Origin of the sequence: Streptomyces sp. WY228 (genome assembly GCF_019287315.1) — a bacterium.
In the GTDB taxonomy this organism is placed as follows: Bacteria; Actinomycetota; Actinomycetes; order Streptomycetales; family Streptomycetaceae; genus Streptomyces; species Streptomyces caviscabies.
In genome coordinates, this window is the sequence record NZ_CP079114.1 from 1,450,240 (window position 1) to 1,472,020 (window position 21,781).

The 21,781-nt window shown below is 71.9% G+C and carries 23 protein-coding genes and 1 tRNA gene; 11 read left to right on the forward strand and 13 right to left on the reverse strand.

Annotated features, from left to right (window positions below):
- Positions 1 to 132 precede the first annotated feature (132 nt).
- Positions 133 to 220, forward strand: a tRNA-Leu gene (locus KV381_RS06055).
- A 62-nt stretch (positions 221 to 282) separates the two neighbouring features.
- Positions 283 to 1,221, forward strand: coding sequence for an RluA family pseudouridine synthase (locus KV381_RS06060; RefSeq protein WP_030085618.1), 939 nt, complete (start codon positions 283 to 285; stop codon positions 1,219 to 1,221).
- A gap of 12 nt (positions 1,222 to 1,233) precedes the next feature.
- Here the strand turns inward: KV381_RS06060 and KV381_RS06065 are convergent, their stop codons facing one another.
- From KV381_RS06065 to KV381_RS06075, 3 genes are all read right to left on the reverse strand, one after another.
- The gene (locus KV381_RS06065) at positions 1,234 to 1,863 is read right to left on the reverse strand and encodes an MBL fold metallo-hydrolase (protein ID WP_030085620.1); all 630 of its coding nucleotides are present in this window, start codon (positions 1,861 to 1,863) and stop codon (positions 1,234 to 1,236) included.
- Positions 1,863 to 2,948: an S-(hydroxymethyl)mycothiol dehydrogenase gene (locus KV381_RS06070; protein WP_030085622.1), complete on the reverse strand. Its 1,086-nt coding sequence runs from the start codon at positions 2,946 to 2,948 to the stop codon at positions 1,863 to 1,865. The genes KV381_RS06065 and KV381_RS06070 overlap by 1 nt, the downstream gene beginning before the upstream one ends.
- A gap of 70 nt (positions 2,949 to 3,018) precedes the next feature.
- Positions 3,019 to 3,720, reverse strand: a complete 702-nt coding sequence (locus tag KV381_RS06075) for a FadR/GntR family transcriptional regulator (RefSeq protein WP_030085624.1) — start codon at positions 3,718 to 3,720, stop codon at positions 3,019 to 3,021.
- Positions 3,721 to 3,852: 132 nt separating this feature from the next.
- On the opposite strand from KV381_RS06075, the gene KV381_RS06080 reads away from it, so the two are divergent.
- Positions 3,853 to 4,380 (forward strand): gluconokinase, encoded by a 528-nt coding sequence (locus KV381_RS06080; RefSeq protein WP_030085626.1) that lies wholly within the window; start codon positions 3,853 to 3,855, stop codon positions 4,378 to 4,380.
- An 11-nt stretch (positions 4,381 to 4,391) separates the two neighbouring features.
- The gene (locus tag KV381_RS06085) at positions 4,392 to 5,789 is read left to right on the forward strand and encodes a GntP family permease (RefSeq protein ID WP_030085628.1); all 1,398 of its coding nucleotides are present in this window, start codon (positions 4,392 to 4,394) and stop codon (positions 5,787 to 5,789) included.
- A gap of 10 nt (positions 5,790 to 5,799) precedes the next feature.
- Here the strand turns inward: KV381_RS06085 and KV381_RS06090 are convergent, their stop codons facing one another.
- The 4 genes from KV381_RS06090 to KV381_RS06105 all read right to left on the reverse strand — a co-directional run bounded on the left by KV381_RS06090 (position 5,800) and on the right by KV381_RS06105 (position 9,885).
- Positions 5,800 to 6,480, reverse strand: a complete 681-nt coding sequence (locus KV381_RS06090) for a cytochrome b/b6 domain-containing protein (RefSeq protein WP_050495747.1) — start codon at positions 6,478 to 6,480, stop codon at positions 5,800 to 5,802.
- Positions 6,461 to 7,186 (reverse strand): molybdopterin-dependent oxidoreductase, encoded by a 726-nt coding sequence (locus KV381_RS06095; RefSeq protein ID WP_030631143.1) that lies wholly within the window; start codon positions 7,184 to 7,186, stop codon positions 6,461 to 6,463. Before KV381_RS06095 ends, KV381_RS06090 begins: the two co-directional genes overlap by 20 nt.
- A 92-nt stretch (positions 7,187 to 7,278) precedes the next feature.
- On the reverse strand, positions 7,279 to 8,850 hold the full coding sequence (locus tag KV381_RS06100) for an APC family permease (RefSeq protein WP_218784812.1): 1,572 nt from the start codon (positions 8,848 to 8,850) through the stop codon (positions 7,279 to 7,281).
- Positions 8,851 to 8,913: 63 nt separating this feature from the next.
- Positions 8,914 to 9,885, reverse strand: coding sequence for a hypothetical protein (locus tag KV381_RS06105; protein ID WP_030085638.1), 972 nt, complete (start codon positions 9,883 to 9,885; stop codon positions 8,914 to 8,916).
- A gap of 205 nt (positions 9,886 to 10,090) precedes the next feature.
- Between KV381_RS06105 and KV381_RS06110 the strand changes: the two genes are divergently transcribed.
- On the forward strand, positions 10,091 to 10,516 hold the full coding sequence (locus KV381_RS06110) for an ASCH domain-containing protein (protein WP_193464474.1): 426 nt from the start codon (positions 10,091 to 10,093) through the stop codon (positions 10,514 to 10,516).
- Between the two features lie 56 nt (positions 10,517 to 10,572).
- On the opposite strand, the gene KV381_RS06115 is transcribed toward KV381_RS06110, so the two are convergent.
- On the reverse strand, positions 10,573 to 12,228 hold the full coding sequence (locus tag KV381_RS06115; RefSeq protein ID WP_030085642.1) for an FAD-binding dehydrogenase: 1,656 nt from the start codon (positions 12,226 to 12,228) through the stop codon (positions 10,573 to 10,575).
- Between the two features lie 119 nt (positions 12,229 to 12,347).
- On the opposite strand from KV381_RS06115, the gene KV381_RS06120 reads away from it, so the two are divergent.
- From KV381_RS06120 to KV381_RS06130, 3 genes are read left to right on the forward strand one after another with little or no spacing between them, the layout of a single operon-like run.
- Entirely contained in the window at positions 12,348 to 12,857 is a 510-nt protein-coding gene (locus KV381_RS06120; RefSeq protein ID WP_218784814.1) for an NUDIX hydrolase, read from the forward strand.
- 38 nt (positions 12,858 to 12,895) lie between these two features.
- Positions 12,896 to 13,291 carry a YidH family protein gene (locus KV381_RS06125; RefSeq protein ID WP_030085646.1) on the forward strand — a complete coding sequence of 132 codons (396 nt, stop codon included), beginning with the start codon at positions 12,896 to 12,898 and terminating at the stop codon, positions 13,289 to 13,291.
- Complete coding sequence (locus tag KV381_RS06130; protein WP_030085648.1) at positions 13,288 to 13,602, forward strand: DUF202 domain-containing protein; 315 nt, start codon at positions 13,288 to 13,290, stop codon at positions 13,600 to 13,602. The genes KV381_RS06125 and KV381_RS06130 overlap by 4 nt, the downstream gene beginning before the upstream one ends.
- Positions 13,603 to 13,644: 42 nt before the next feature.
- Here KV381_RS06130 and KV381_RS06135 read toward each other — a convergent pair whose 3' ends face one another.
- Together KV381_RS06135 and KV381_RS06140 are read right to left on the reverse strand one after the other, a co-directional pair.
- Positions 13,645 to 14,580 carry an NADP-dependent oxidoreductase gene (locus KV381_RS06135; protein WP_030085650.1) on the reverse strand — a complete coding sequence of 312 codons (936 nt, stop codon included), beginning with the start codon at positions 14,578 to 14,580 and terminating at the stop codon, positions 13,645 to 13,647.
- Between the two features lie 36 nt (positions 14,581 to 14,616).
- A complete protein-coding gene (locus KV381_RS06140) occupies positions 14,617 to 15,240 on the reverse strand; it encodes an NADPH-dependent F420 reductase (protein ID WP_193464473.1) in 624 nt (207 codons plus the stop codon).
- Positions 15,241 to 15,365: 125 nt separating this feature from the next.
- Between KV381_RS06140 and KV381_RS06145 the strand changes: the two genes are divergently transcribed.
- The gene (locus KV381_RS06145) at positions 15,366 to 15,719 is read left to right on the forward strand and encodes a helix-turn-helix domain-containing protein (RefSeq protein ID WP_218784816.1); all 354 of its coding nucleotides are present in this window, start codon (positions 15,366 to 15,368) and stop codon (positions 15,717 to 15,719) included.
- Positions 15,720 to 15,746: 27 nt separating this feature from the next.
- Here the strand turns inward: KV381_RS06145 and KV381_RS06150 are convergent, their stop codons facing one another.
- On the reverse strand, positions 15,747 to 17,042 hold the full coding sequence (locus KV381_RS06150; RefSeq protein WP_030085656.1) for an enolase C-terminal domain-like protein: 1,296 nt from the start codon (positions 17,040 to 17,042) through the stop codon (positions 15,747 to 15,749).
- Between the two features lie 178 nt (positions 17,043 to 17,220).
- Between KV381_RS06150 and KV381_RS06155 the strand changes: the two genes are divergently transcribed.
- Both KV381_RS06155 and KV381_RS06160 read left to right on the forward strand, forming a co-directional pair.
- Positions 17,221 to 18,243, forward strand: coding sequence for a phosphotransferase family protein (locus tag KV381_RS06155; RefSeq protein WP_218784818.1), 1,023 nt, complete (start codon positions 17,221 to 17,223; stop codon positions 18,241 to 18,243).
- Between the two features lie 6 nt (positions 18,244 to 18,249).
- Positions 18,250 to 19,464 (forward strand): acyl-CoA dehydrogenase family protein, encoded by a 1,215-nt coding sequence (locus tag KV381_RS06160; RefSeq protein WP_218784820.1) that lies wholly within the window; start codon positions 18,250 to 18,252, stop codon positions 19,462 to 19,464.
- A 71-nt stretch (positions 19,465 to 19,535) separates the two neighbouring features.
- On the opposite strand, the gene KV381_RS06165 is transcribed toward KV381_RS06160, so the two are convergent.
- Both KV381_RS06165 and KV381_RS06170 read right to left on the reverse strand, forming a co-directional pair.
- A complete protein-coding gene (locus KV381_RS06165; protein WP_218784822.1) occupies positions 19,536 to 20,873 on the reverse strand; it encodes a M28 family metallopeptidase in 1,338 nt (445 codons plus the stop codon).
- Between the two features lie 297 nt (positions 20,874 to 21,170).
- Complete coding sequence (locus KV381_RS06170; RefSeq protein ID WP_030085662.1) at positions 21,171 to 21,764, reverse strand: TetR/AcrR family transcriptional regulator; 594 nt, start codon at positions 21,762 to 21,764, stop codon at positions 21,171 to 21,173.
- Positions 21,765 to 21,781 lie beyond the last annotated feature (17 nt).

Sequence of the window (21,781 nt, forward strand, 5' to 3'; positions counted from 1 at the left end):
CGGCGTACGCCCAAGGCCGCGCACCCCCCGTCACGCACCGTTCACAGCCATCGGGGCGTGATCGAGCACCCCTGAATGTTTGCTATGGTTTTCCACGTCGGAACGGGCACGGCCCGCGAAGACAGACACCTTGTCCGGGTGGCGGAATGGCAGACGCGCTAGCTTGAGGTGCTAGTGCCCTTTATCGGGCGTGGGGGTTCAAGTCCCCCCTCGGACACCAGCAGGAGCCCCACTTCGGTGGGGCTCTTTTGCGTCACCGGCCGGCCACGGAGAGGGGCGAAGATGCGGGGTCGCAGGAAGCCGCCCGCCGCTCCGCTCCCCCAGCGGGACGGGATCGACGCGGTGCGGGTGCGGTTGCCGGAGGATCCGGAGGGGCGGTGGGCGTCCGTCGGGGCGCATCTGGCCGACCGGTTCGGCGGGGCGATCGGGGCGGACCGGGTGGCCGGGATGCTGGCGGCCGGGCGGTTCGTGGGGGCCGACGGGGTCGCGGTGCGGGGCTCGGAGCCGTATACCGCCGGGCGGTGTCTCTGGTTCCACCGGGACTTCGCGCCGGAGGAGCCGGTGCCGTTCCCGGTCGGGGTCGTGTACCGGGACGAGCGGATCGTGGTCGCGGACAAGCCGCACTTCCTGGCGACCACGCCCCGGGGGCGGCACATCACCGAGACCGCGGTGGCCCGGCTGCGGCGGGAGCTGGAGCTGCCCGCCCTCCAGCCCGCGCACCGGCTGGACCGGCTGACGGCGGGGCTGGTGCTCTTCGTGGTGCGGCCGGAGGACCGGGGTGCGTACCAGACGCTCTTCCGGGACCGGCTGGTGCGGAAGGAGTACGAGGCGGTGGCTCCGTACGATCCGGAGCTGGTTCTTCCGCGAACCGTACGGAGCCGGATCGTCAAGGAACGCGGAGTGCTCGCCGCCCGGGAGGAGGCGGGCGAGGCGAACAGTGAGAGCCGGGTGGAGCTGGTGGAGCACCGGGGGCCGCTGGGTCGCTACCGGCTGGTGCCCGCCACCGGGCGGACGCATCAGCTGCGGGTCCACCTGAACGCGCTGGGGCTGCCGATCGTCCACGATCCGCTGTATCCGGTGGTGGTGGCGGAGGGGGCCGCCGACGATTTCTCGCGGCCGTTGCAACTGCTGGCGCGGGTGCTGGAGTTCACCGATCCGGTCGGCGGGGAGCCGCGCCGCTTCGTGAGCGGGCTGCGGCTCTCCGCCTGGCCGGAGGGGTGAGGCGCGCGGCGCTCAGTGGCCGCGCTTGATCCACTCGTCGAGCTGCGGGGCCTCCGCGCCGATGGTGGTCGGGTCGCCGTGGCCGGTACGGACCGTCGTGTCGCCCGGGAGCGTCAGCAGCCGGTCGCGGATCGAGTCGATGATCGTGGGGAACGACGAGAAGGACCGGCCGGTGGCGCCGGGGCCGCCCTGGAAGAGCGTGTCGCCGGTGAAGACCGTGCCCAGCCCGGGGGCGTACAGGCAGACCGCGCCGGGGGCGTGGCCCGGGGTGTGCAGGACCGTGAGCGTGGTGCCGGCCACGGTCAGCTCCTGACCGTCGGCGAGGGTGCCGTCGGGGGCGCGGTCCGGGTGGGTCTGCTGCCAGAGCGGCAGGTCGTCCGGGTGGAGCAGGATCGGGGCGCCGGTGGCCGCCGCGAGGGCGGGGGCGGCGTCGATGTGGTCGTTGTGCGCGTGGGTGCAGACGATGGCGCGCAGCGCCCGGCCGCCGAGCGCGGCCTCGATGGCGGCGGCGTCGTGGGCGGCGTCGATGACGATCGCCTCGGTGTCGTCGCCGACGATCCAGACGTTGTTGTCGACGTCCCACTCGCCGCCGTCGAGGGCGAAGGTGCCGGAGGTGACCAGGTGGTCGATGCGGGCGGCCATCAGAGGACCACCACCGAGCGCAGGACGTCGCCGTCGTGCATCCGGGCGAAGGCCTGCTCGATGTCGCCGAGTCCGATGGTCTCGGTGACGAAGGCGGCGAGGTCGAGGCGGCCCTGCTGGTGGAGGTCGACGAGCATCGGGAAGTCGCGGGAGGGCAGGCAGTCGCCGTACCAGGAGGACTTGAGCGAACCGCCGCGGCCGAAGACGTCCAGGAGCGGCAGTTCGAGCTTCATGTCCGGGGTGGGGACGCCGACGAGGACGACCGTGCCGGCCAGATCGCGGGCGTAGAAGGCCTGCTCGTAGGTCTCCGGGCGCCCGACGGCCTCGATGACGACGTCGGCGCCGTTGCCGTCGGTGAGGGCGCGGATGGCCTCGACCGGGTCGGTGGAGCGGGAGTTGACGGTGTGGGTGGCGCCCATCTTCTTCGCCGTCTCCAGCTTGCGGTCGTCGATGTCGACCGCGATGATCTTCGCCGCTCCGGCCAGCCGGGCTCCGGCGACGGCCGCGTCGCCGACGCCGCCGCAGCCGATGACGGCGACCGAGTCGCCGCGGCCGACCTGGCCGGTGTTGATGGCGGCGCCGATGCCCGCCATGACGCCGCAGCCGAGGAGTCCGGCGACCTCGGGGGCGACCTCCGGGTCGACCTTGGTGCACTGGCCGGAGGCGACGAGGGTCTTCTCGGCGAAGGCGCCGATGCCGAGGGCGGGCGACAGCTCCGTGCCGTCCAGCAGCGTCATCTTCTGCTTGGCGTTGTGGGTGTCGAAGCAGTACCAGGGGCGGCCGCGCAGACACGCGCGGCACTGGCCGCACACGGCACGCCAGTTGAGGATGACGAAGTCGCCGGGGGCGACGTCCGTGACGCCCTCGCCGACCGACTCCACGACGCCCGCGGCCTCGTGGCCGAGGAGGAAGGGGAACTCGTCGTTGATGCCCCCCTGCTTGTAGTGCAGGTCGGTGTGGCAGACGCCGCACGCCTGGATCTTCACGACGGCCTCGCCGGGGCCGGGATCCGGGATCACGATCGTCTCGACCCTGACCGGCTCGTTCTTGCCCGGTGCGATGACCGCTTGCACCTGCTGTGCCATAACCCTGCTCTCCCTGCTCCCGCGCTGCGCGAAGATCGATCGCGGACCACCGTACGCCTTGGGAGACCTTCTACGGAGCGAGGACGTCCAGTTCGTGCAGGGCGCCGACCGCGATCTCCTTGGTGATCCGCTCGGCGGCCTCCGGGTCGCCCTCGCGGACCGCCTCGGCGAGCCGGACGTGCAGGGTGACGGCGGCCGGGTCGGGGTCCTCGAACATCACCTGGTGGTGGGTGCGGCCCGCGAGGACCTCGGCGACGACGTCGCCGAGGCGGGCGAACATCTCGTTGCCGGAGGCGTTGAGGACGATGCGGTGGAAGGCGATGTCGTGTTCGAGGTAGCCCTCCAACTGCTGGCCGCGTGAGGTGGCGACCATGCCGAGGGCGCGTTCGGTGAGCTCGGCGCACTGCTCGGCGGTGGCGTGGCGGGCGGCGAGTCCGGCGGCGACGGGTTCGATCGCGGAGCGCAGGACGGTGAGGGAGCGCAGCTGGCGCGGGCGGTCGGAGCCGGCCAGGCGCCAGCGGATGACCTGGGGGTCGTAGACGTTCCAGGTCTCGGTGGGGCGGACGGTCACGCCGACACGGCGGCGGGATTCGACCAGGTGCATCGATTCCAGGACCCGGACCACTTCGCGGACGACCGTACGGGAGACGTCGAAGCGCTGGGCGAGCTCGTCGGTGCGCAGCACGCTGCCCGGCGGGCACTGGCCCGAGGAGATCTCCAGACCCAGGGTGTCCAGCACATGTGTATGCAGCCCCTGGCTCTGTGTGGTCATGGGTCAAGCCTACGGGGCGGCCCACGGGAATAATAAGTACGACGTTTATGTCACAGGGTCTTGAATAAGTCGTACCTAATGGGTTTCAGTAGCGCGACGGACCGATGTCGAAGAAGACAGCGAGACACCCCCATGAACACCGCACCCCGCATCAGCACCCCCCACGTCGTCGTGGTGATGGGCGTGGCAGGAACCGGCAAGACCACGATCGGTCCCCTGCTCGCCGCCGAACTCGGCGTTCCGTACGCCGAGGGCGACGACTTCCATCCCCCGGCGAACATCGCCAAGATGTCGGCCGGCACCCCCCTGGACGACGACGACCGCCGGCCCTGGCTGGACGCCATCGGTGCGTGGGCGCACGGGCGGGCGGGGCTCGGCGGGGTCGTCTCCAGCTCCGCGCTCAAGCGGGCCTACCGGGACCGGCTGCGGGACGGGGCGCCGGACGCCGTCTTCCTGCATCTGACCGGTGACCGGTCGCTGATCGAGGAGCGGATGGCGGACCGCAAGGGCCACTTCATGCCCACCGCACTGCTCGACTCCCAGTTCGCGACGCTGCAGCCGCTCCAGGCCGACGAGGCCGGGGTGAGCGTCGACGTGTCCGGCACTCCTACGGAAATCACCCAGCGAGCCGTCGCCGCGCTGCGCCGGCTCGAAGACTAAGGACCATCACCGTGACCAGTCTCAGCGTCGAGATGCTGGCAGCGGACGCCGCCGAACCGATCACCTCGGCAGGCAACGCTCAGTTGGGCATCGCCGTCCTGGCGGGCATCGCCGTCATCGTTCTCCTCATCACCAAGCTCAGGATGCACGCGTTCCTGGCGCTGACCATCGGTTCGCTGGCGCTCGGCTCCTTCGCCGGGGCCGCCCCGGCGAACACCATCGCCAGCTTCACCACCGGCCTCGGCTCCACCGTCGCGGGCGTGGGCGTCCTGATCGCGCTCGGCGCCATCCTCGGCAAGCTGCTCGCCGACTCGGGCGGGGCCGACCAGGTCGTCGACACCATCCTGGCGAAGGCCAGCGGCAAGGTGATGCCCTGGGCGATGGTCCTGATCGCCTCGATCATCGGGCTGCCGCTGTTCTTCGAGGTCGGGATCGTGCTGATGATCCCGGTCGTGCTGCTCGTCGCCAAGCGCGGCAACTACTCCCTGATGCGGATCGGCATCCCCGCGCTGGCCGGTCTCTCCGTGATGCACGGGCTGATCCCGCCGCACCCCGGCCCGCTGGTCGCGATCGACGCCCTGGACGCCAACCTCGGTGTGACGCTGGCGCTCGGCGTGCTGGTCGCCATCCCGACGGTGATCATCGCCGGTCCGGTGTTCTCCCGCTACGCCGCGCGCTGGGTGGACATCAAGCCGCCGGAGAACATGATTCCGCAGCGCCCCTCCGAGGACCTGGAACGCCGTCCGAGCTTCGGCGCGACCCTGGCGACCATCCTGCTGCCGGTCGTCCTGATGCTGCTCAACGCGCTCGTCGAGATCGTCGTCGACAACCCGGAGAACGGCCTCCAGAAGGTCACCATGGTCATCGGTTCGCCGCTGATCGCCCTGCTCGCGGCCGTCCTGGTCGGGATGTTCACGCTCGGCCGGGCCGCCGGATTCACCAAGGACCGGCTGGCCGGCACCGTGGAGAAGTCCCTCGCCCCGATCGCCGGGATCCTGCTGATCGTCGGCGCGGGCGGTGGCTTCAAGCAGACGCTGATCGACGCCGGGGTGGGCCAGATGATCCTGGAGTTCTCCGAGAACTGGTCGATCCCCGCGCTGCTGCTGGGCTGGCTGATCGCCGTCGCGATCCGCCTCGCCACCGGCTCGGCCACCGTCGCCACCATCTCGGCCGCCGGTCTGGTCGCCCCGCTGGCCGCCGACATGTCGACCTCGCACGCGGCCCTGCTGGTGCTGGCCGTCGGCGCCGGTTCGCTCTTCTTCAGCCATGTGAACGACGCCGGGTTCTGGCTGGTGAAGGAGTACTTCGGCATGAACGTCGGCCAGACGGTGAAGACCTGGTCCGTGATGGAGACGATCATCTCCGTGGTGGCCATGGCCTTCATCCTGCTGCTGTCGCTGTTGCTGTAGCGCGCGGCCGTTACGTCCCGGACTCCGCAGGGGGCCGGTCGCCCGCCCGGGAGGGTGAAGGGGGCCGGCCCTCTTCCGGCTGCCACAGCCGGTGTTCGGTCCGCGCCCAGTGGGGGTCGACCGACCCGGTCCGCATGCCGCGCCGCGCCTCGGGATCGGCGTACGCCATCGCGAGGTGACCGGCCAGCACGATGCCGATGGCGAGGGCCAGCCAGTCGTGGACGAAGGTGGCTCCCGTGCGTACCACCAGGGGCGCGAGCGAGGTGAACCACATCAGCAGCCCGGTGCCGAGCATCACGAGGAGCGCCCCGGCGATCCACGACGCGTAGAGCTTCTGGCCCGCGTTGAACTTGCCGGCAGGCCGTGCCGAGGCCCGGTGGTCGCGGCGGCGCACCGCCCGAAGCCAGCGCCGGTCGTGCGGCCCGAACCGGTTGAGCCGGGTCAGGTCGACGCGCAGCTCACGGGAGGCCAGGCCGAGCAGCAGCGGTACGGGGACGAGCAGGCCCGACCACTCGTGGACGGTCACCACGAGCCGGCGACGGCCGACGAGTTCGGACAGTTGGGGCACGTACAGGCAGGCTGCGGTCGCCACGCAGAGGAGCACGAGCCAGGATGTCGTCCGGTGCACCCAGCGCTGCGCCGGGCCGAACCGGTGTACCCGGGAGGCCGGTTCAGGCGGTGGGGGTGTCATCGCGGCCGTTGGACCGTCCGACCCAGGCGTCGACGTCATAGCCGAGCTCCTCCCAGTAGCCGGGGCGGACCGCGTCGGTGACGGTGATCCCGGAGAGCCATTTCGCCGACTTGTAGAAGTACATCGGGGCCACGTACAGGCGGACGGGACCGCCGTGCGCGTGGGTGAGGCCCCGGTCCTGCATGCGCAGGGCGACCAGCACGTCGGGGCGGCGGGCCTGGTCGAGGGTGAGGCTCTCGCTGTAGGCGCCGTCGAAACAGGTGAAGCGGACGGCCTTCGCGCCGGGGCGCACTCCGGCCGCGTCGAGGATCTCGGAGAGCCTGACGCCCTCGAAGGGGGTGTCGGGGACGCGCCAGCCGGTGACGCACTGGACGTCCCGGACCATCCGGGTCTGCGGCAGGGCCCGCAGATCGGACAGTGTGTACGTGGAGGGCCGGGCGACGAGTCCGCCGACGGTGAGGCGGTAGTCGGCGGGGCCCTTCTTCGGTACGGAGGAGGCGACGGAGTAGTAGCGGAACCCGCCGCCGTTGGGCAGCAGCCCTGTCAGCCCGGTCGGGTCCTTGTCGGCGAGCGCGCCGAGGCCGTTCTCCATGCCTCGCTGGAGCAGCGGCGCGCCCGCAACGGCGGCAGCGCCCAGTCCCAGCACGGACAGGACGAGGCGGCGGCCCACGGGGGCGCCTTCGGTATCGGTCGGGCGGTTGTCCACCCGGACATTCGAGCACCCGCACTCCCCTGTCACCAGGGGATGCGGGTGCTCGTCATCGTTCGGTAAGATCTCCCGGCCCCCTCGGGGAGCGGTCAGCGGCGGGCCGACTCGCTCTCGGCCGCCTTCTCCAGCTGGAACGCCTCGTTGCCGAGTCCGATCCGGGCGTGCACCTCCGGCTTGACCGAGCGCAGGACCGCGCCGTACACCAGGCCGACGGCGAGGGCGAGGATGATCACGCCGGGCAGCAGCCAGTTGAGCGCCGAGCCGGGTCCGGAGCCGACGAGGACGTCGAAGTCGCGGACGGTGAAGACGGCGATCGCCAGCAGTGCGAGTCCGGCGAGGGCGGAGGCGACCAGACGCGGGGCCTGTGCACGGCCGGCGCCGCGCTTGACGAAGAAGGCGATGACGGCGAAGGAGGCGGCGGCCATCAGCAGGATGACGCCGAGCGCCCCGACGTTGCCCATCCAGGTGAACAGCCGCAGGACCGGGGCGGTCGGGTCGCCGACCGGGTTGTCGTCGGTGAAGGCGAAGGCCGCGATGATCACGACGGAGACGGCGGACTGGAGCAGCGAGCCGGTGCCGGGGGCTCCGCTGGCCCGGTTGGTACGGCCGAAGCGGGCGGGCAGCAGGCCCTCGCGGCCCATCGCGAACGCGTAGCGGGCCACCACGTTGTGGAAGCTGAGGAGGGCCGCGAACATACCGGTGACGAAGAGGATGTGCAGGATGTCGGTGAAGGTGGAGCCGAGCCGCTCCTCGGTGAGGCCGAACAGCATGCCGGGGCCCTCCTTGAGAGAGGTGTCGGCGATGAAACCGGGTCCGGCCGCGACGGTCAGCGCCCAGGAGCTGATCGCCAGGAACAGCGCGGCGTAGCCCACCGCGAGGAACATCACTCGGGAGACCACGATCTGCGGGCGGCTGGTCTCCTCCGCGTACACCGGGGCCTGCTCGAAGCCGACGAACGCGGCGATGCAGAAGCAGAGCGCGGTGCCGAGCCCGGCGCCGGTGAGGGTCTCGGGGTTGAAGGCGTGCAGCGACAGGCCCTCGGGGCCCGGCTTGCTCACAGCGGCGATGTCGAAGATCACCACGAGGGCGCACTCGATGACCAGCAGGACGCCGAGCACCTTGGCGTTGAGGTCGATCTTCAGCCAGCCGAGGACGCCGACGACGGCGGCCGACACCAGGGCCGGTATCCACCAGGCCAGCTCGATGTCGAGGTACGTGGCGAAGATGCCGGACACCTCGAAGCCGAGGATCCCGTAGATGCCGACCTGCATCGCGCTGTACGCCACCAGCGCCACGAGCGAGGCCCCGGCGCCGGCGGTCGGGCCGAGCCCGCGGGCGATGTACGCGTAGAACGCGCCGGCGTTGTGGACGTGCCGGCTCATCTCCGCGTAACCGACGCTGAACAGCATCAGGACGAGGCCCAGGATGATGTAGAGCAGCGGCTGGCCGACGATGCCCATCACGCCGAAGACCGTGGGCATCACCCCGGCGACCACCATCAGGGGAGCGCTGGCCGCGACCACCGACAGCAGGAGGCCCGGGGTGCCGAGCCGGTTCGCGCGCAGGGCGCGCTCCTCGCCCTTGTAGGTGTTGATCCCGCCGGTATCGGCCGTTCCCCTCGTGGTGCCGGTCTCACTGGAAAATGAACTGCCGGTCGACATGGCGGGGTTGGTCCCTTCTTCATGGTGAGCGCGGTGGGCGTGGTGGGTGGTGTCCTTCGTGCTTCACGGGGTGCCGAGCGCGTAGGCGCGCGCGGCGGTGAACGCGGCGTGGGGCTCCCGGCCGGAGTACGACCAGGGCGCGGCGGTGGCGTAGGGCCCGATGCGGTGGAAGAGGGCGGCGGCCTCGGCGGGCCGGCCCTCGCAGACCTTGGCGTGCGCCAGGAAGTTCAGGTCGAGGCGGTGGCGCGGGTGGTCCTCGCGCTCCCACTCCAGCCACCAGTCGAAGGCGGCCTTCATCACCTGGCGGGCCCGGCGTCCGGACCAGTGCTCGGAGGCCGCCGGGTCGTCGGACTCGATGCCGGCGGCGACCAGGACGCGGTAGCGCTCGGCGTGGGCGACGACCGGGAGCACGGCCAGCGGGGAGTCGGCGGGGGCCAGTTCGGCGGCCCAGGCGGCGAAGTCGTACACCTCGTGAAGCGGGTCGTGGCCGCTGGCGGGGTTGCTCTCGGCCAGCAGCGCGGTCATCACATGGTGGGCGTGGTGGTGGTCCGGGTGGCGGGAGCGCACCTCCTCGAAGAGCCTGCCGGTCTCGTCCACGCCGTCGTCGCGGGCCCGGTCCAGGAGGAGCAGCGCGAGCCAGGGGGTGGGGTCTTCCGGGGTGAGGCGGGCGGCGGCCAGGCAGGCTTCGCGGGCGCGGGCGGCGTCGTTCGCCTTGGCCTTGGGCCGCAGCGCGCGAGCGACCCGGGCGCAGCCGAGCAGGATGGCGGCGTCGGCGCTCTCGGGTTCGACGAGCAGCCAGTCACCGGCCCAGTCCACGGCGGACGAGGTCTCGGCGAGGGCCAGGAAACGATGTCCGCGCCGGTCCCAGTCCCGCCCGGTGTCCACCAGCAGGGTGCGCGCCTCGGACCATCTGCCCTGGGTGAAGCGGCCGCGTGCGGCGATGAGTTCGTCGTCGTCGAGGGCCGGGTCGAAGACGTGGTCCGAGCGGCTGCCCCGACGACGGGAGCGGCCCAGGGGCGGCGGAGGCGGGGGCATGCCGCGGACTTCTTTCGATGCGGTGTGCGAGCAGATGATCGCGCACAGCAAAGCGGTAGGCAATGCCCCACGTCAAGGGGCGTCGGCCCGCAACTGCTCCGGCATACCGGCCAGTTGGCTTGATCTGGTCGAACCGTCGACCGTATCGGCGCAGCGTGCGGGCGGGGCGGGGTGACGCCGGACACACTGGTGCCACACTGGTCGCATGGAGCGACACGAACCTCTGAAGCCCTTCCTTCTCGCCTTTCCCGGGCCGTTGCGCGACCGGCTGGTGGCGGCCGTGCTCTCCGGCGAGAAGGTGTCCACCACCGGGTTGCTCCGCGAGTACGAGCTGGAGCAGGAGGAGCTGCCGCCGGTGGGCGAGCGCTCCGCGCTGATCGACTCGGACGGGCGGGAGGTCGCGGTGGTCGAGGTGACCGACGTACGGGTGCTGCCGCTGGGAGCCGTGGATCTGCGGCATGCGCTGGACGAGGGTGAGGGGTATGCCTCGGTGGCGGAGTGGCGGGCGGGGCACGAGCGGTTCTGGCACAGTGCGGAGATGCGGGAGGCGATGGGAGATCCGGCGTTCACGGTGCATGACGGGACGATGATCGTGGCTGAGCGGTTTCGGGTGGTCGAGCGGTTGATCTGACTGCCGGGGCTCCGCCCCGGGCCCCGCTCCTCAATCGCCGGAGGGGCTTGAAAGGCTCAAAGCGCTTGCGCCGCTGCCCTGCCCGCCGCTCGGCCCGAGAAGATGCAGCCGCCCAGGAACGTGCCCTCCAGGGAGCGGTAGCCGTGGACTCCGCCGCCGCCGAAGCCCGCCGCCTCGCCCGCCGCGTACAGGCCGGGGATCGGGGTCCCCTCGGCGGTCAGGACGCGGGAGGACAGGTCGGTCTCCAGGCCGCCCAGGGACTTGCGGGTGAGGATGTTGAGGCGGACGGCGATCAGCGGGCCCGCCGCCGGGTCCAGGATCCGGTGCGGCTTCGCGGTGCGGATCAGGCGGTCGCCCAGGTAGGCGCGGGCCCCGTGGATCGCGGTGACCTGGAGGTCCTTGGTGAACGGGTTGGCGATCTCCCGGTCGCGGGCGGTGATCTCGCGGCGCAGCTCGGCCGCGTCGATCAGGCCGTCGCCCGTCACCGCGTTCATGCCCCGGACGAGTGCGTCGAGGTCCTTCTCCACGACGAAGTCGGCTCCGTGGTCCATGAACGCCTTGACCGGTGCGGGCACATCCGCGCGGGCCCGGCCGATCACGTCGCGGACCGACTTGCCGGTCAGGTCCGGGTTCTGCTCGGAGCCGGAGAGCGCGAACTCCTTGCCGATGATGCGCTGGTTGAGCACGAACCAGGTGTAGCCGTGGCCGGAGCCCATGATGTGTTCGAGGGTGCCGAGCGTGTCGAAGCCCGGGAAGAGCGGGACCGGCAGCCGCTTGCCGCGCGCGTCCAGCCAGAGCGACGAGGGGCCGGGCAGGATCCGGATGCCGTGTTTGGCCCAGATCGGGTTCCAGTTCTCGATGCCCTCGGTGTAGTGCCACATCCGGTCGCGGTTGATGTGGTGCGCGCCCGCCTTCTCGGCGATGCCGAGCATCAGCCCGTCGACGTGCGCGGGCACCCCGGACAGCATCTTCTCGGGCGGGGTGCCGAGGCGCTCGGGCCACTGGGCGCGGACCAGTTCGTGGTTGCCGCCGATGCCGCCGGAGGTGACGACGACCGCCTGGGCCTTCAGCTCGAAGGTGTCGGTGGCCTCCCGGCTGCTCGCGGTGCCGCGCTCGGCCGCGCTGGGCTCCAGGATCTCGCCGGTGACCGTGTCCAGCGCCCCGGCGGTGCGGGCGAGGCCGGTGACCCGGTGGCGGAACCTCAGCCGGACGAGCCCCTTGGCGACGCCCTCGCGGACCCGCCGTTCGAAGGGGGCGACGACACCGGGGCCGGTGCCCCAGGTGATGTGGAAGCGGGGGACGGAGTTGCCGTGGCCCGTCGCGTCGTAGCCGCCGCGCTCCGCCCAGCCGACGACCGGGAAGATCCGCAGCCCCTGCTGGTGCAGCCAGGAGCGCTTCTCACCGGCGGCGAAGTCGACGTACGCCTCGGCCCACTTCCGCGGCCAGTGGTCCTCCTTCTCGCGGTCGAACCCGGCCGTGCCGTACCAGTCCTGGAGCGCCAGTTCCCGGCTGTCCTTGATCCGCAGCCTGCGCTGCTCGGGCGAGTCGACGAGGAAGAGGCCGCCGAAGGACCAGTGCGCCTGGCCGCCGATGGACTGCTCGGGCTCCTGGTCGAGGAGGATCACGGAACGGCCGGCGTCGACCAGTTCGGCGGTGGCCACCAGCCCGGCGAGTCCTGCCCCGATCACGATCACATCAGCGTCGTACGCCATGGGTTCCATCCTGTTCGGGGCGGCTCAGGGGCGGGAGAATCGTTCAAGTTACCCGTGCGTCAGATCTTGGGTACCGGCCGCTGCCACGTCAACCGTCCGGGTGCTGTTGGATGAAACGTATGACGCCCTCTGACGAGATCCTGGACATCGTCGACGAGAACGACGAGGTCATCGGGCAGGCCCCGCGCGGCGAGGCGACCGCACGGGGGCTGCGCCACCGCTGCGTGTTCATCGAGGCGCGCGACGCGCGGGGCCGGGTCTTCGTCCACCGGCGTACGGCCACGAAGCTGGTCTTCCCCTCGCACTACGACATGTTCGTCGGCGGGGTGGTGGGCGCGGGCGAGTCCTACGACGAGGCGGCGCTGCGCGAGGCGGAGGAGGAGCTGGGGGTCTCGGGGCTGCCGAAGCCGGAGCCGCTGTTCCGGTTCCTCTACGCCGACGGCGGGCACACCTGGTGGTCGGCCGTCTACCAGGTGCGGTGCGAGCTGCCGGTGGACCCGCAGGCCGAGGAGGTCGCCTGGCACGCCTTCCTGGACGAGAAGGAGCTGGAGCGGCGGCTCGGCGACTGGCCCTGGGTGCCCGACGGGGTCGAGGCGTACCGGAGGCTGCGGGAGCTCCGGGCCGGCTGACCGGGCCCGCGCCGCGCACACCGCCTAGGGTTTCCCGTGTGAACAAGATCGCGCAGAGCGTACGGCTGTGGTTCGCGCCGCAGCGGGTCCGGGAGGAGGGCGACACCCCCGACTACCGGTTCTCGCTGGCCAACGAGCGGACGTTCCTCGCCTGGATCCGGACGGCTCTGGCCCTGATCGGCGGGGGTTTCGCCGTCGACCAGTTCCTGCCCGAGCTGGCGTGGGGCGTGCGGGCCGGGCTCGCGCTCGGGCTGCTGGCCGCCGGGGTGCTCTGCGCGCTGCGGGCGGTCAACCACTGGGTGCGCTGCGAGCGGGCGATGCGGCGGGGCGAGGATCTGCCGGTGTCCCGCTTTCCGACGCTGCTGAGTCTGGTGGTCGCCGTCGTCGCGGTGGCGATGGTGGTGGTGGTCCTCTTCGGCTGGGAGGGCAGGTGACGGCGACGGCGGACCGGGATCCCGGGCTGCAGCCCGAGCGGACCCGGCTGGCCTGGCGGCGTACGACGCTGTCCGCCACGGTCGTCGCGGTGCTGGCGGGGCGGCAGGCGCTGCACTCCGGGGCGACCCCGGCCGCGCTGGTCGCGGTTTCGCTGAGCGCGCTGGCCTGGCTGGGGTTCCTGCTGGTGGCCCACCGCCGGATGCTGCGGATGGCGGCGGCGCGTCCCGCTCCGCTCGCGCCGCGCGCCGCGCTCGCGGCGACCCTGTGCACGGTGGCGCTGGCGGTGTTCGCGGCGGCGATGCTGTTCTGACCGCAGGACGGCTTCCGCGCGTACCCGAGCCGGCGGGGTTCCTCAGGCGTCCCAGTCCACCGTCACCACGATCTTGCCGCGGGTCCGCCCCTCCTGGTTGAGCCGGTACGCGTCGGCGGCCTGTTCCAGCGGGAACACCCGGTCCACGTGGACGGTGACGATGCCCTGCTCGGCCAGTTCCGCGACCTGGGCCAGATCGTGGGCGTCGGGGCGCACGAAGGCGTAGCGGCCGCCGTAGGAGAAGACCTCGCTGTCCGCGATGGAGGCGAGTCGGCCGCCCGGGGCGAGGGTGTCGGCGGAGGCGCGCAGGGCGTCGCCGCCCACCGTGTCGAAGGAGGCGTCGAAGCCGCCCGGGACCAGTTCCCGCAGCCGTTCGACGAGGCCTTCGCCGTACTCCACCGGCTCCGCGCCCAGGCTGCGCAGATGCTCGTGGTTGCGGGCGCTCGCGGTGCCGACGACCCGGCAGCCGGCGTGCCGGGCGATCTGGACGGCGAGCGATCCGACGCCGCCGGCCGCCGCGTGGACCAGGACCGTGTCGCCCTCGCGGACCTTCAGCGTGCGGTGCAGCACCTGGTACGCGGTCAGCCCGGCCAGCGGCAGGCCCGCCGCCTCCTCGAAGCTGAGGCGCAGCGGCTTGCGGGCGAGGGTGCGCACGGGGGCGGCGACGTACTCGGCGAACGTACCGCGCGAGAGGAAGTCCTCGCGGACGTAGCCGATGACCTCGTCGCCCACCGCGAACTCGTCGACGGCGACGCCGGGTTGCACGACGACCCCGGAGACGTCCCAGCCGGGGATCACCGGGAAGACGGCTTCGAGGCCCGCCTGGAGGTAGCCCTCGCGGGCCTTCCAGTCGACCGGGTTGACGGCGGCGGCCCGGACCTTCACCAGGACGGAGTCGGGGCCGACCTTGGGGTCGGGCCGCTCGCCGTACTCCAGGACGTCCGCGGAGCCGTACGCGTGGTAGCTGATCGCCTTCATCCCTCGACCTTCCGCGCAGGTCAGGGTCGCCGCAACTCAGGGCCGTACCGCCGTGAGCGGCGGCAGCAGCGTGCGGGGGTCGTGGCCGGAGTGCCAGAGGCCGATGAGGAAGGCGGTGGTGGTCTCCAGGTAGGCGGCCCGGTCCAGCCCGCCGACCGTCAGGGGCCGGTGGCCCAGGTCCCGGACCAGCTCCGCGACCAGCGCGAGGGCCGCCTCGTCGTCGCCGCAGAGCGGGACGGTCGTCGGGCCCGGGGCTTCGGGCCGGGGCGTGGACCAGAGGTGGGCCGGAAGGTGGTTGAACGCCTTGACGACCCGGGCCCCGGTCGCGTCGGCGATCGTCCGCGCGGCCCCGGGCCCGTCGCCGGTGGTGAGTGTGTATCCGGGGCCGACGGCGTTGGTGCAGTCGATCAGGACCCGGTCGCGCAGCGGCGGCAGGGCGGCCAGGACGCCGGCCACCGCGTCGTACGGCAGAGCTAGCAGGGTGACGTCACCGAAGGCGGCGGCCTCGGCCGGGGTGCCCGCGTGCGCGGCGGTGCGCGCGGCGAGGAGGCGGGTGCGGTCCGGCGAGCGGCCTCCGAGGAGGACGTCGTGCCCGGCCCGGGCCCAGGAGCCTCCGAGCGCCTGGGCCATGGAGCCCGTTCCGATGATGCCGATCCGCATGGATCTCTCCTCGTCCGCCGTCCGGTGTGATGTGCTCGGTACGGAACGCTAGGCGGGCCGGTGGTTACCGTTCGGTGCCCACCGGCCCGGCGGGAGAGACCGGAGAGAGCGGGAGAGGTGAGGACATGGACCGGGTGCTCGCGGACTGCCGGGCCAGGCTCGGCTTCGACCTGCTGGCCAACACCTGGAACGCCGTGGTGATCTGCGCGCTGGCGCCGGGGCCGCGCCGGTTCCGGGATCTGCGGGCCTCGATCGGCTCCATCAGCTCCAAGGTGCTGACCGAGACGCTGCGCAGGCTGGAGTCGTACGCACTGGTCGAGCGCCGGGCGGCGGAGGATTCCGGCCCGCACGCCGCGTACGCGCTCACGCCGCTCGGCCGCACGCTGCTGGAGCCGATCGAGGCGCTGGGCCGCTGGTCGGCGGAGCACGGCGAGGCGTTCGCCGCCGCGCAGAAGTGGGACGAGGAGGAGCCGGCGTAGGCGGTGTGTCGGCCGTCGCCGGACGGCTCACCAGCGCGGGACCGTCGGTGTCTCCCACTCCGGGTCGGCGACGCGCATCGCCGCCGCGTCGTCCCGCTCGCGGTGACCGCCGTCGTCCTCCAGCCAGCGGCGGTGCAGGGCGGCGAGGCGGTCGCGGTCCAGTTCGACGCCGAGGCCCGGGGCGTCGGAGACGGTCAGCCGGCCGTCGGTGAAGGTGTGGCGCTCGGTGATGACGTCCTCGGTCTGCCAGGGGTAGTGGCTGTCGCAGGCGTACGCGAGGTCCGGCACCGTGGCGGCGACGTGGGTCATCGCGGCGAGGCTGATGCCGAGGTGGGTGTTGGAGTGCATGGAGAGGCCGACGCCGAACGCGCGGCAGATGGCCGCCAGTTCCCGGGTGCGGGTGAGGCCGCCCCAGTAGTGGTGGTCGCTCAGGACGATCCGGACGGCGTCGCGGGCGAAGGCGTCCGGGAGTTCGGCGAGGGTGGTGACGCACATGTTGGTGGCGAGCGGGACGTCGGTGGACGCGGCGACGATGGCCATGCCGTCCGTGCCGCTGGTGGGGTCCTCCAGGTATTCGAGGACGCCCTTCAGCTGGTCGGCGACGTACAGCGAGGTGGGTACGGTCCAGGCGCCGTTCGGGTCCAGGCGCAGCGGTCGGCCCGGGAACGCCTCGGCCAGGGCGCGGATCGCGGCGATCTCCCGGTCGGGCTCGAAGACGCCGCCCTTGAGCTTGAAGGAGCCGAAGCCGTACGTGTCGGCGAAGCGCCGGGCCTGGGCGACGACGCCGGCCGGATCGAGCGCCGCGCCCCAGTCGTCGGTCTCGCCCGCGCCGGGGTGGGCGGCCCAGCGGTAGAAGAGGTACGCGCTGTACTCGACGGTGTCGCGGACCTTGCCGCCGAGCAGGGCGTGCACCGGCAGGCCCTGGATCCTGCCGAGGGCGTCCAGGCAGGCGACCTCGAAGGCGGAGACGACGGAGAGCCGGATCTTCTCGGCGTTCCTGACGCCGCGCAGCCCGCCGGCGTCGACCCGGTCGTCGGCCGTGTGCGGGTGCGCGTCCCCGCACACCTCCTCGGCCAGGGCGAACAGTCCGTTCAGATCGGTGACCGCCCGGCCGGGCAGCGCCTCGGCGAGCGAACGCGCGGGCTCCAGGTAGGCGCTGTCGCCGTACGTCTCCCCCACGCCGGTCGTTCCGTCCCGGGTGACGACCTCCACGATCAGGCGCGGGGTGTAGGGCTGGTGGACGCCCTGGGTGTTCAGCAGGGGCGGGTCGGACACGAGGATCGGGGTGAGCCGGACGTCGTCGATCACCAGAGCTGTATGCATACATGAACTGTATTCAAGGATGCATATCGCCGCCAGGGTCGTGACGGACTTCCCGTCGACCGGTTCCGGGGAGGCACTGGACGACATACCGACTGGTCGGCATCATGGTTGGGATCGTTCGGACACCTCGTTCCGCAGCCATAGCCATCACCATCGCCGTCGCCCGGAGGTACGCACCATGAGCCCAGTCCCCCCACCAGGTCTCGACCCGGAGCTGCTGCGTGGCCATCTCGACCGCGAGCGGCCGGGGCTGGTGAGCGGACCCCTCGAAGCGCGGCTGATCGAGGGCGGTCGCTCGAACCTCACGTACGTCGTCGGCGACGGGACGGGACAGTGGGTGGTGCGCAGGCCTCCGCTCGGCCATGTGCTGGCCACCGCGCACGACATGACGCGCGAGCACCGGGTGATCAGCGGCCTGCACCCCACGGCCGTACCCGTGCCGGAGCCCCTGCTGCTCTGCGAGGACGACGCGGTGATCGGCGCCCCGTTCTACGTGATGGAGTACGTCGAGGGCACCCCGTACCGCACCGCCGAGCAGCTCGCCCCACTGGGCGCCGAGCGCACCCGGGCGGCGGTCCTCGGGCTCGTCGACACCCTGGTCGACCTGCACGCCGTGGACCCCGAAGCCGTCGGGCTCGGGGACTTCGGGCGTCCCGAGGGCTTCCTGGACCGGCAGCTGCGGCGCTGGGGCAAGCAGCTGGACGCCTCCCGCAACCGCGACCTGGCCGGCATCGACGAACTGCACGCCGCCCTCGGCCGCGCGCTGCCCTCCTCCCCCGCGCCCACCGTCGTCCACGGCGACTACCGCCTGGACAACGTGCTGCTCGGCTCCGACGACCGGATCAAGGCCGTCCTCGACTGGGAGATGTCCACGCTCGGCGATCCGCTGACCGACCTCGGGCTGCTCGTGATGTACAGCTCCGACCTCGGGCTGCCCGAGTCGCCGGTCTCCACCACCAGCGGCGCGGCCGGCCACCCGTCCCCCGCCGAGCTGATCGAGCGTTACGCGGCCCGTTCGGGCCGGGACACCTCCGCCATCTCCTGGTACACCGCGTTCGCCTGGTTCAAGCTCGCCGTGATCCTGGAGGGCATCCACTACCGCTACACCCTCGGCCAGACGGTCGGCGCGGGTTTCGACCGGATCGGCGATCTGGTCCCCGCCTTCATCGAGCACGGCCTCACCACCCTCCAGGAAGGCTGAACCCCCATGGACTTCGCATTCGACGCCCGTACCGAGGAGCTGCGGAGCAGGCTGCTCGCGTTCATGGACGAGCACGTGTACCCGGCCGAGCAGGTCGCCGAGGAGCAGCGGGCCCGGCTCGCCTCGCCGTGGGACACGCCCGCGGTCGTCGGGGAGCTGAAGGCCGAGGCGCGGCGGCAGGGGCTGTGGAACCTCTTCCTGCCGGACGCGGAGTACGGGGCCGGGCTGACGAACCTCCAGTACGCCCCGCTCGCGGAGATCACCGGACGCTCCCCGCACCTCGCGCCGACCGCGACGAACTGCGCGGCCCCGGACACCGGGAACATGGAGGTGCTCTTCCAGTTCGCCACCGACGCGCAGAAGAAGCAGTGGCTGGAGCCGCTGCTCGCCGGGGAGATCCGCTCGGCGTTCGCGATGACGGAGCCGGACGTGGCGTCCTCGGACGCGACGAACATCGAGACCCGGATCACGCGGGAAGGCGATGACTACGTCATCAACGGCCGTAAGTGGTACATCTCCGGGGCGATGAACCCGGACTGCGCGGTCTTCATCGTGATGGGCAAGACCGATCCGGACGGCGAGGACATCCGCCGCCAGCAGTCGATGATCCTGGTGCCGCGCGACACCCCGGGCGTGGAGGTGCGGCGCGCGATGCAGGTGTACGGGTACGAGGACCACTCGCACGGCGGTCACGCCGAGGTGGTCTTCCACGACGTACGGGTGCCCGCGGCGAACCTGATCGGCGAGGAGGGCGGCGGTTTCGCCATCGCGCAGGCGCGGCTGGGTCCGGGCCGGATCCACCACTGCATGCGGCTGATCGGGATGGCGGAGCGGGCCATCGAGCTGATGTGCCGGCGGGCGGTGGCGCGTACGGCGTTCGGCAAGCCGCTGGCCGCGCAGGGCGTCGTGCAGAACTGGATCGCGGACGCCCGGGTCACGGTGGAGCAGCTGCGGCTGCTGGTGCTGAAGACGGCCTGGCTGATGGACACCGTGGGCAACAAGGGCGCGCACACCGAGATCCAGGCCATCAAGATCGCCACTCCGCGCGCGGTGGTGGACATCCTGGACTCCGCGGTGCAGCTGTACGGCGCGGGCGGGGTGAGCCAGGACTTCCCGCTGGCGGAGCTGTGGGCCTCGGCACGGACGCTGCGGCTGGCGGACGGGCCGGACGAGGTGCACCAGCGGTCGCTGGCCCGGCGGGAGATCAAGCGGTACGTGTGACGGACGGCGGTGCGGCCCCCTCCCGAGGTGCTCGTCGGGAGGGGGCCGCGGCCGTACACGTACGGCGGGAATCAGAAGGTGAGCTTCCAGCTGTCGATGTAGCCGGTGTCCTGACGGGCCACGTCCTGGACGCGGAGCTTCCAGGAGCCGTTGGCCACCTCGCTCGAGGCGTTGACCGTGTACGTCGTGATGACGTTGTCGGCCGAGTCGCCGCTGCTGGAGTTCTTCAGCCGGTACGCGCTGCCGTCCGGCGCCAGCAGATCGACGACCAGGTCGCCGCGCCAGGTGTGCTTGATGTCGACGCCCACCTGAAGGGCGGCCGGGGCGTTGCCCGTCCGTCCGGTGACCGCGATCGACGAGGTCACCGCGGCTCCCGCGTCCGGGATGGCGACATCGTCGGTGTTGCTGAACACGCCTTCGCCGGTGGGCGGTTCGCCGCTGTCGGAGGACAGGGTCCAGATCGCGTGGGCGGCGGCGGCGCTGTTGCGGTCCAGGGCGGTGTCGTTGATGTTGCTCAGGCTGTCGCAGGACGAGTGGTAGCAGCGGTCGAAGGCCTGGCCCGCGGTCCCGCCCCACTTCTGCGCCTGGGCGGCGGACTTGGTGTAGCCCGCGCCGGTGAAGAGCCCGCCGACGGGGACGCCGACGTTCTTGAACGGGGCGTGGTCGGAGCGGCCGTCGCCCTCGGTCTCGATCTCGGTGGGGATGTTCAGGCCCGCGAAGTAGTCCTTGAAGGTCTTCTCGATGACCGGGTCGTCGTCGTAGACGAAGTAGCCGGGGTTGGGCGAGCCGATCATGTCGAAGTTGAGGTACCCGGAGAGCTTGGAACGCTCGGCGGACGGCAGGTTGTTGACGTAGTACTTCGAGCCGATCAGCCCCAGCTCCTCGGCGCCCCACCAGGCGAACCGCAGGTGCTTGTCGGGCTGGTACCCGGCGCGGGAGACGGCGAGGGCGGTCTCCAGCACCGCGGCCGAGCCGGAGCCGTTGTCGTTGATCCCGGCGCCGGAGGAGACCGAGTCGAGGTGGGCCCCGGCCATCAGGACCTTGTTCGCGTCGCCGCCGGGCCAGTCGGCTATCAGGTTGTAGCCGGTGGCGCCGTTGGAGGTGAACTGCTGGAGCGTGGTGGTGAATCCGGCCGCGTCGAGCTTGGCCTTCACGTAGTCGACGGACGCCTTGTAGCCGGGGCGGCCGTGGGCGCGGTTGCCGCCGTTGTTCGCGGCGATCGTCGAGAGCTGGGTGAGGTGGGCCTTGACGTTGGCCAGGGGGATGTCGGGCGCCGCCGCCGCGACCGCCTCCGGGGTCGGCGCCCCGGCGGCCTGGGCGCTGGGCGCGGCGGTCGCGAGGAGGGCTCCGAGGGCTACGGCGGCGACGGCCGCGGGGGATCTGCGCAGGGTGAAGCGGTTCGGTCTCATTCACGGGCTCCGGATTCCGTTGGGGACTGACGGAACGTGCGGGGGGTACCCGGCCGCGCGGTGCCCGGTCGGGTCCTGGAGCTGGCTGTGCGCGATGCGTGACCGATGCTCAGGGAAATGACAGTGCTCCGTCAAGAGCGGAAACCGGACAGGTCCGTTCTATTAACGAACAGACCTCTCCCCGTGAACGCTGACGCCTCCGGTGGAGGCCGGACGAACCTCATACATCCAGACTCGCCCCGCCGAGCGGAGCGGGCCACCGGGTCGGCCCTCCGGTGCCGGAGGGCCGGACGCCCCCTACGGACGCAGGGCCCGCAGCAGCAGGTCCGCGAGGTGGTCGGCGACCTCCTGGCGGCTGAGCGGGCCGTCCGGGCGGTACCAGGTGGAGAGGTGGTGGACCGAGCCGAAGTGGTAGTCGACGACCAGGTCGGCGGGGGTGGCCGAGGAGAACACGCCGGCGCGCTGGCCCTCCTCGATCAGGGCCCGGAAGCGCTCGTGGTAGCGGCGGCGCTCGACGCGCACCTGCTTGTTCTTCTCCGGGCTCAGGTGGTGCATGGAGCGGAAGAAGATCGCCGCGTCGTCCAGGTTGTCGATGGTGGTGACGACCACGTCGGCCGCCGCGTCGCGCAGCCGCTGCTCGACGGGCGCCTCGGCGCCCGCGAAGGCGTCCAGGCGCTCCTGCTGGAGCCGCAGCACCCGGGCGTAGACCTCCTGGAGCAGGTCCTCCTTGGAGCCGAAGTAGTGGTACAGCGCCCCCTTGGTGACGCCCGCCGCCTCGACGATCTCCTGGACCGAGGTGCGGTCGTACCCGCGCTCGGCGAAGAGCCGGGTGGCGGCGGCCAGCAGCCTCTGAGGGACGGGAGTGCCGTTCTGATCCGTCGCCTTGGCCATGAGCCGCCACCTTCCTT

What these genes read in the sequence shown, in the direction of transcription:
- KV381_RS06135 (WP_030085650.1), bottom strand. Translation starts at nt 14,580, where the DNA reads ATGAAGGCGATCAGCTACCACGCGTACGGCTCCGCGGACGTCCTGGAG.
- KV381_RS06075 (WP_030085624.1), bottom strand. Translation starts at nt 3,720, where the DNA reads ATGACCACACAGAGCCAGGGGCTGCATACACATGTGCTGGACACCCTG.
- KV381_RS06120 (WP_218784814.1), top strand. Translation starts at nt 12,348, where the DNA reads ATGACGCCCTCTGACGAGATCCTGGACATCGTCGACGAGAACGACGAG.
- KV381_RS06115 (WP_030085642.1), bottom strand. Translation starts at nt 12,228, where the DNA reads ATGGCGTACGACGCTGATGTGATCGTGATCGGGGCAGGACTCGCCGGG.
- KV381_RS06100 (WP_218784812.1), bottom strand. Translation starts at nt 8,850, where the DNA reads ATGTCGACCGGCAGTTCATTTTCCAGTGAGACCGGCACCACGAGGGGA.
- KV381_RS06155 (WP_218784818.1), top strand. Translation starts at nt 17,221, where the DNA reads ATGAGCCCAGTCCCCCCACCAGGTCTCGACCCGGAGCTGCTGCGTGGC.
- KV381_RS06065 (WP_030085620.1), bottom strand. Translation starts at nt 1,863, where the DNA reads ATGGCCGCCCGCATCGACCACCTGGTCACCTCCGGCACCTTCGCCCTC.
- KV381_RS06080 (WP_030085626.1), top strand. Translation starts at nt 3,853, where the DNA reads ATGAACACCGCACCCCGCATCAGCACCCCCCACGTCGTCGTGGTGATG.
- KV381_RS06150 (WP_030085656.1), bottom strand. Translation starts at nt 17,042, where the DNA reads ATGCATACAGCTCTGGTGATCGACGACGTCCGGCTCACCCCGATCCTC.
- KV381_RS06090 (WP_050495747.1), bottom strand. Translation starts at nt 6,480, where the DNA reads ATGACACCCCCACCGCCTGAACCGGCCTCCCGGGTACACCGGTTCGGC.
- KV381_RS06060 (WP_030085618.1), top strand. Translation starts at nt 283, where the DNA reads ATGCGGGGTCGCAGGAAGCCGCCCGCCGCTCCGCTCCCCCAGCGGGAC.
- KV381_RS06105 (WP_030085638.1), bottom strand. Translation starts at nt 9,885, where the DNA reads ATGCCCCCGCCTCCGCCGCCCCTGGGCCGCTCCCGTCGTCGGGGCAGC.
- KV381_RS06070 (WP_030085622.1), bottom strand. Translation starts at nt 2,948, where the DNA reads ATGGCACAGCAGGTGCAAGCGGTCATCGCACCGGGCAAGAACGAGCCG.
- KV381_RS06140 (WP_193464473.1), bottom strand. Translation starts at nt 15,240, where the DNA reads ATGCGGATCGGCATCATCGGAACGGGCTCCATGGCCCAGGCGCTCGGA.
- KV381_RS06165 (WP_218784822.1), bottom strand. Translation starts at nt 20,873, where the DNA reads ATGAGACCGAACCGCTTCACCCTGCGCAGATCCCCCGCGGCCGTCGCC.
- KV381_RS06160 (WP_218784820.1), top strand. Translation starts at nt 18,250, where the DNA reads ATGGACTTCGCATTCGACGCCCGTACCGAGGAGCTGCGGAGCAGGCTG.
- KV381_RS06170 (WP_030085662.1), bottom strand. Translation starts at nt 21,764, where the DNA reads ATGGCCAAGGCGACGGATCAGAACGGCACTCCCGTCCCTCAGAGGCTG.
- KV381_RS06145 (WP_218784816.1), top strand. Translation starts at nt 15,366, where the DNA reads ATGGACCGGGTGCTCGCGGACTGCCGGGCCAGGCTCGGCTTCGACCTG.
- KV381_RS06110 (WP_193464474.1), top strand. Translation starts at nt 10,091, where the DNA reads ATGGAGCGACACGAACCTCTGAAGCCCTTCCTTCTCGCCTTTCCCGGG.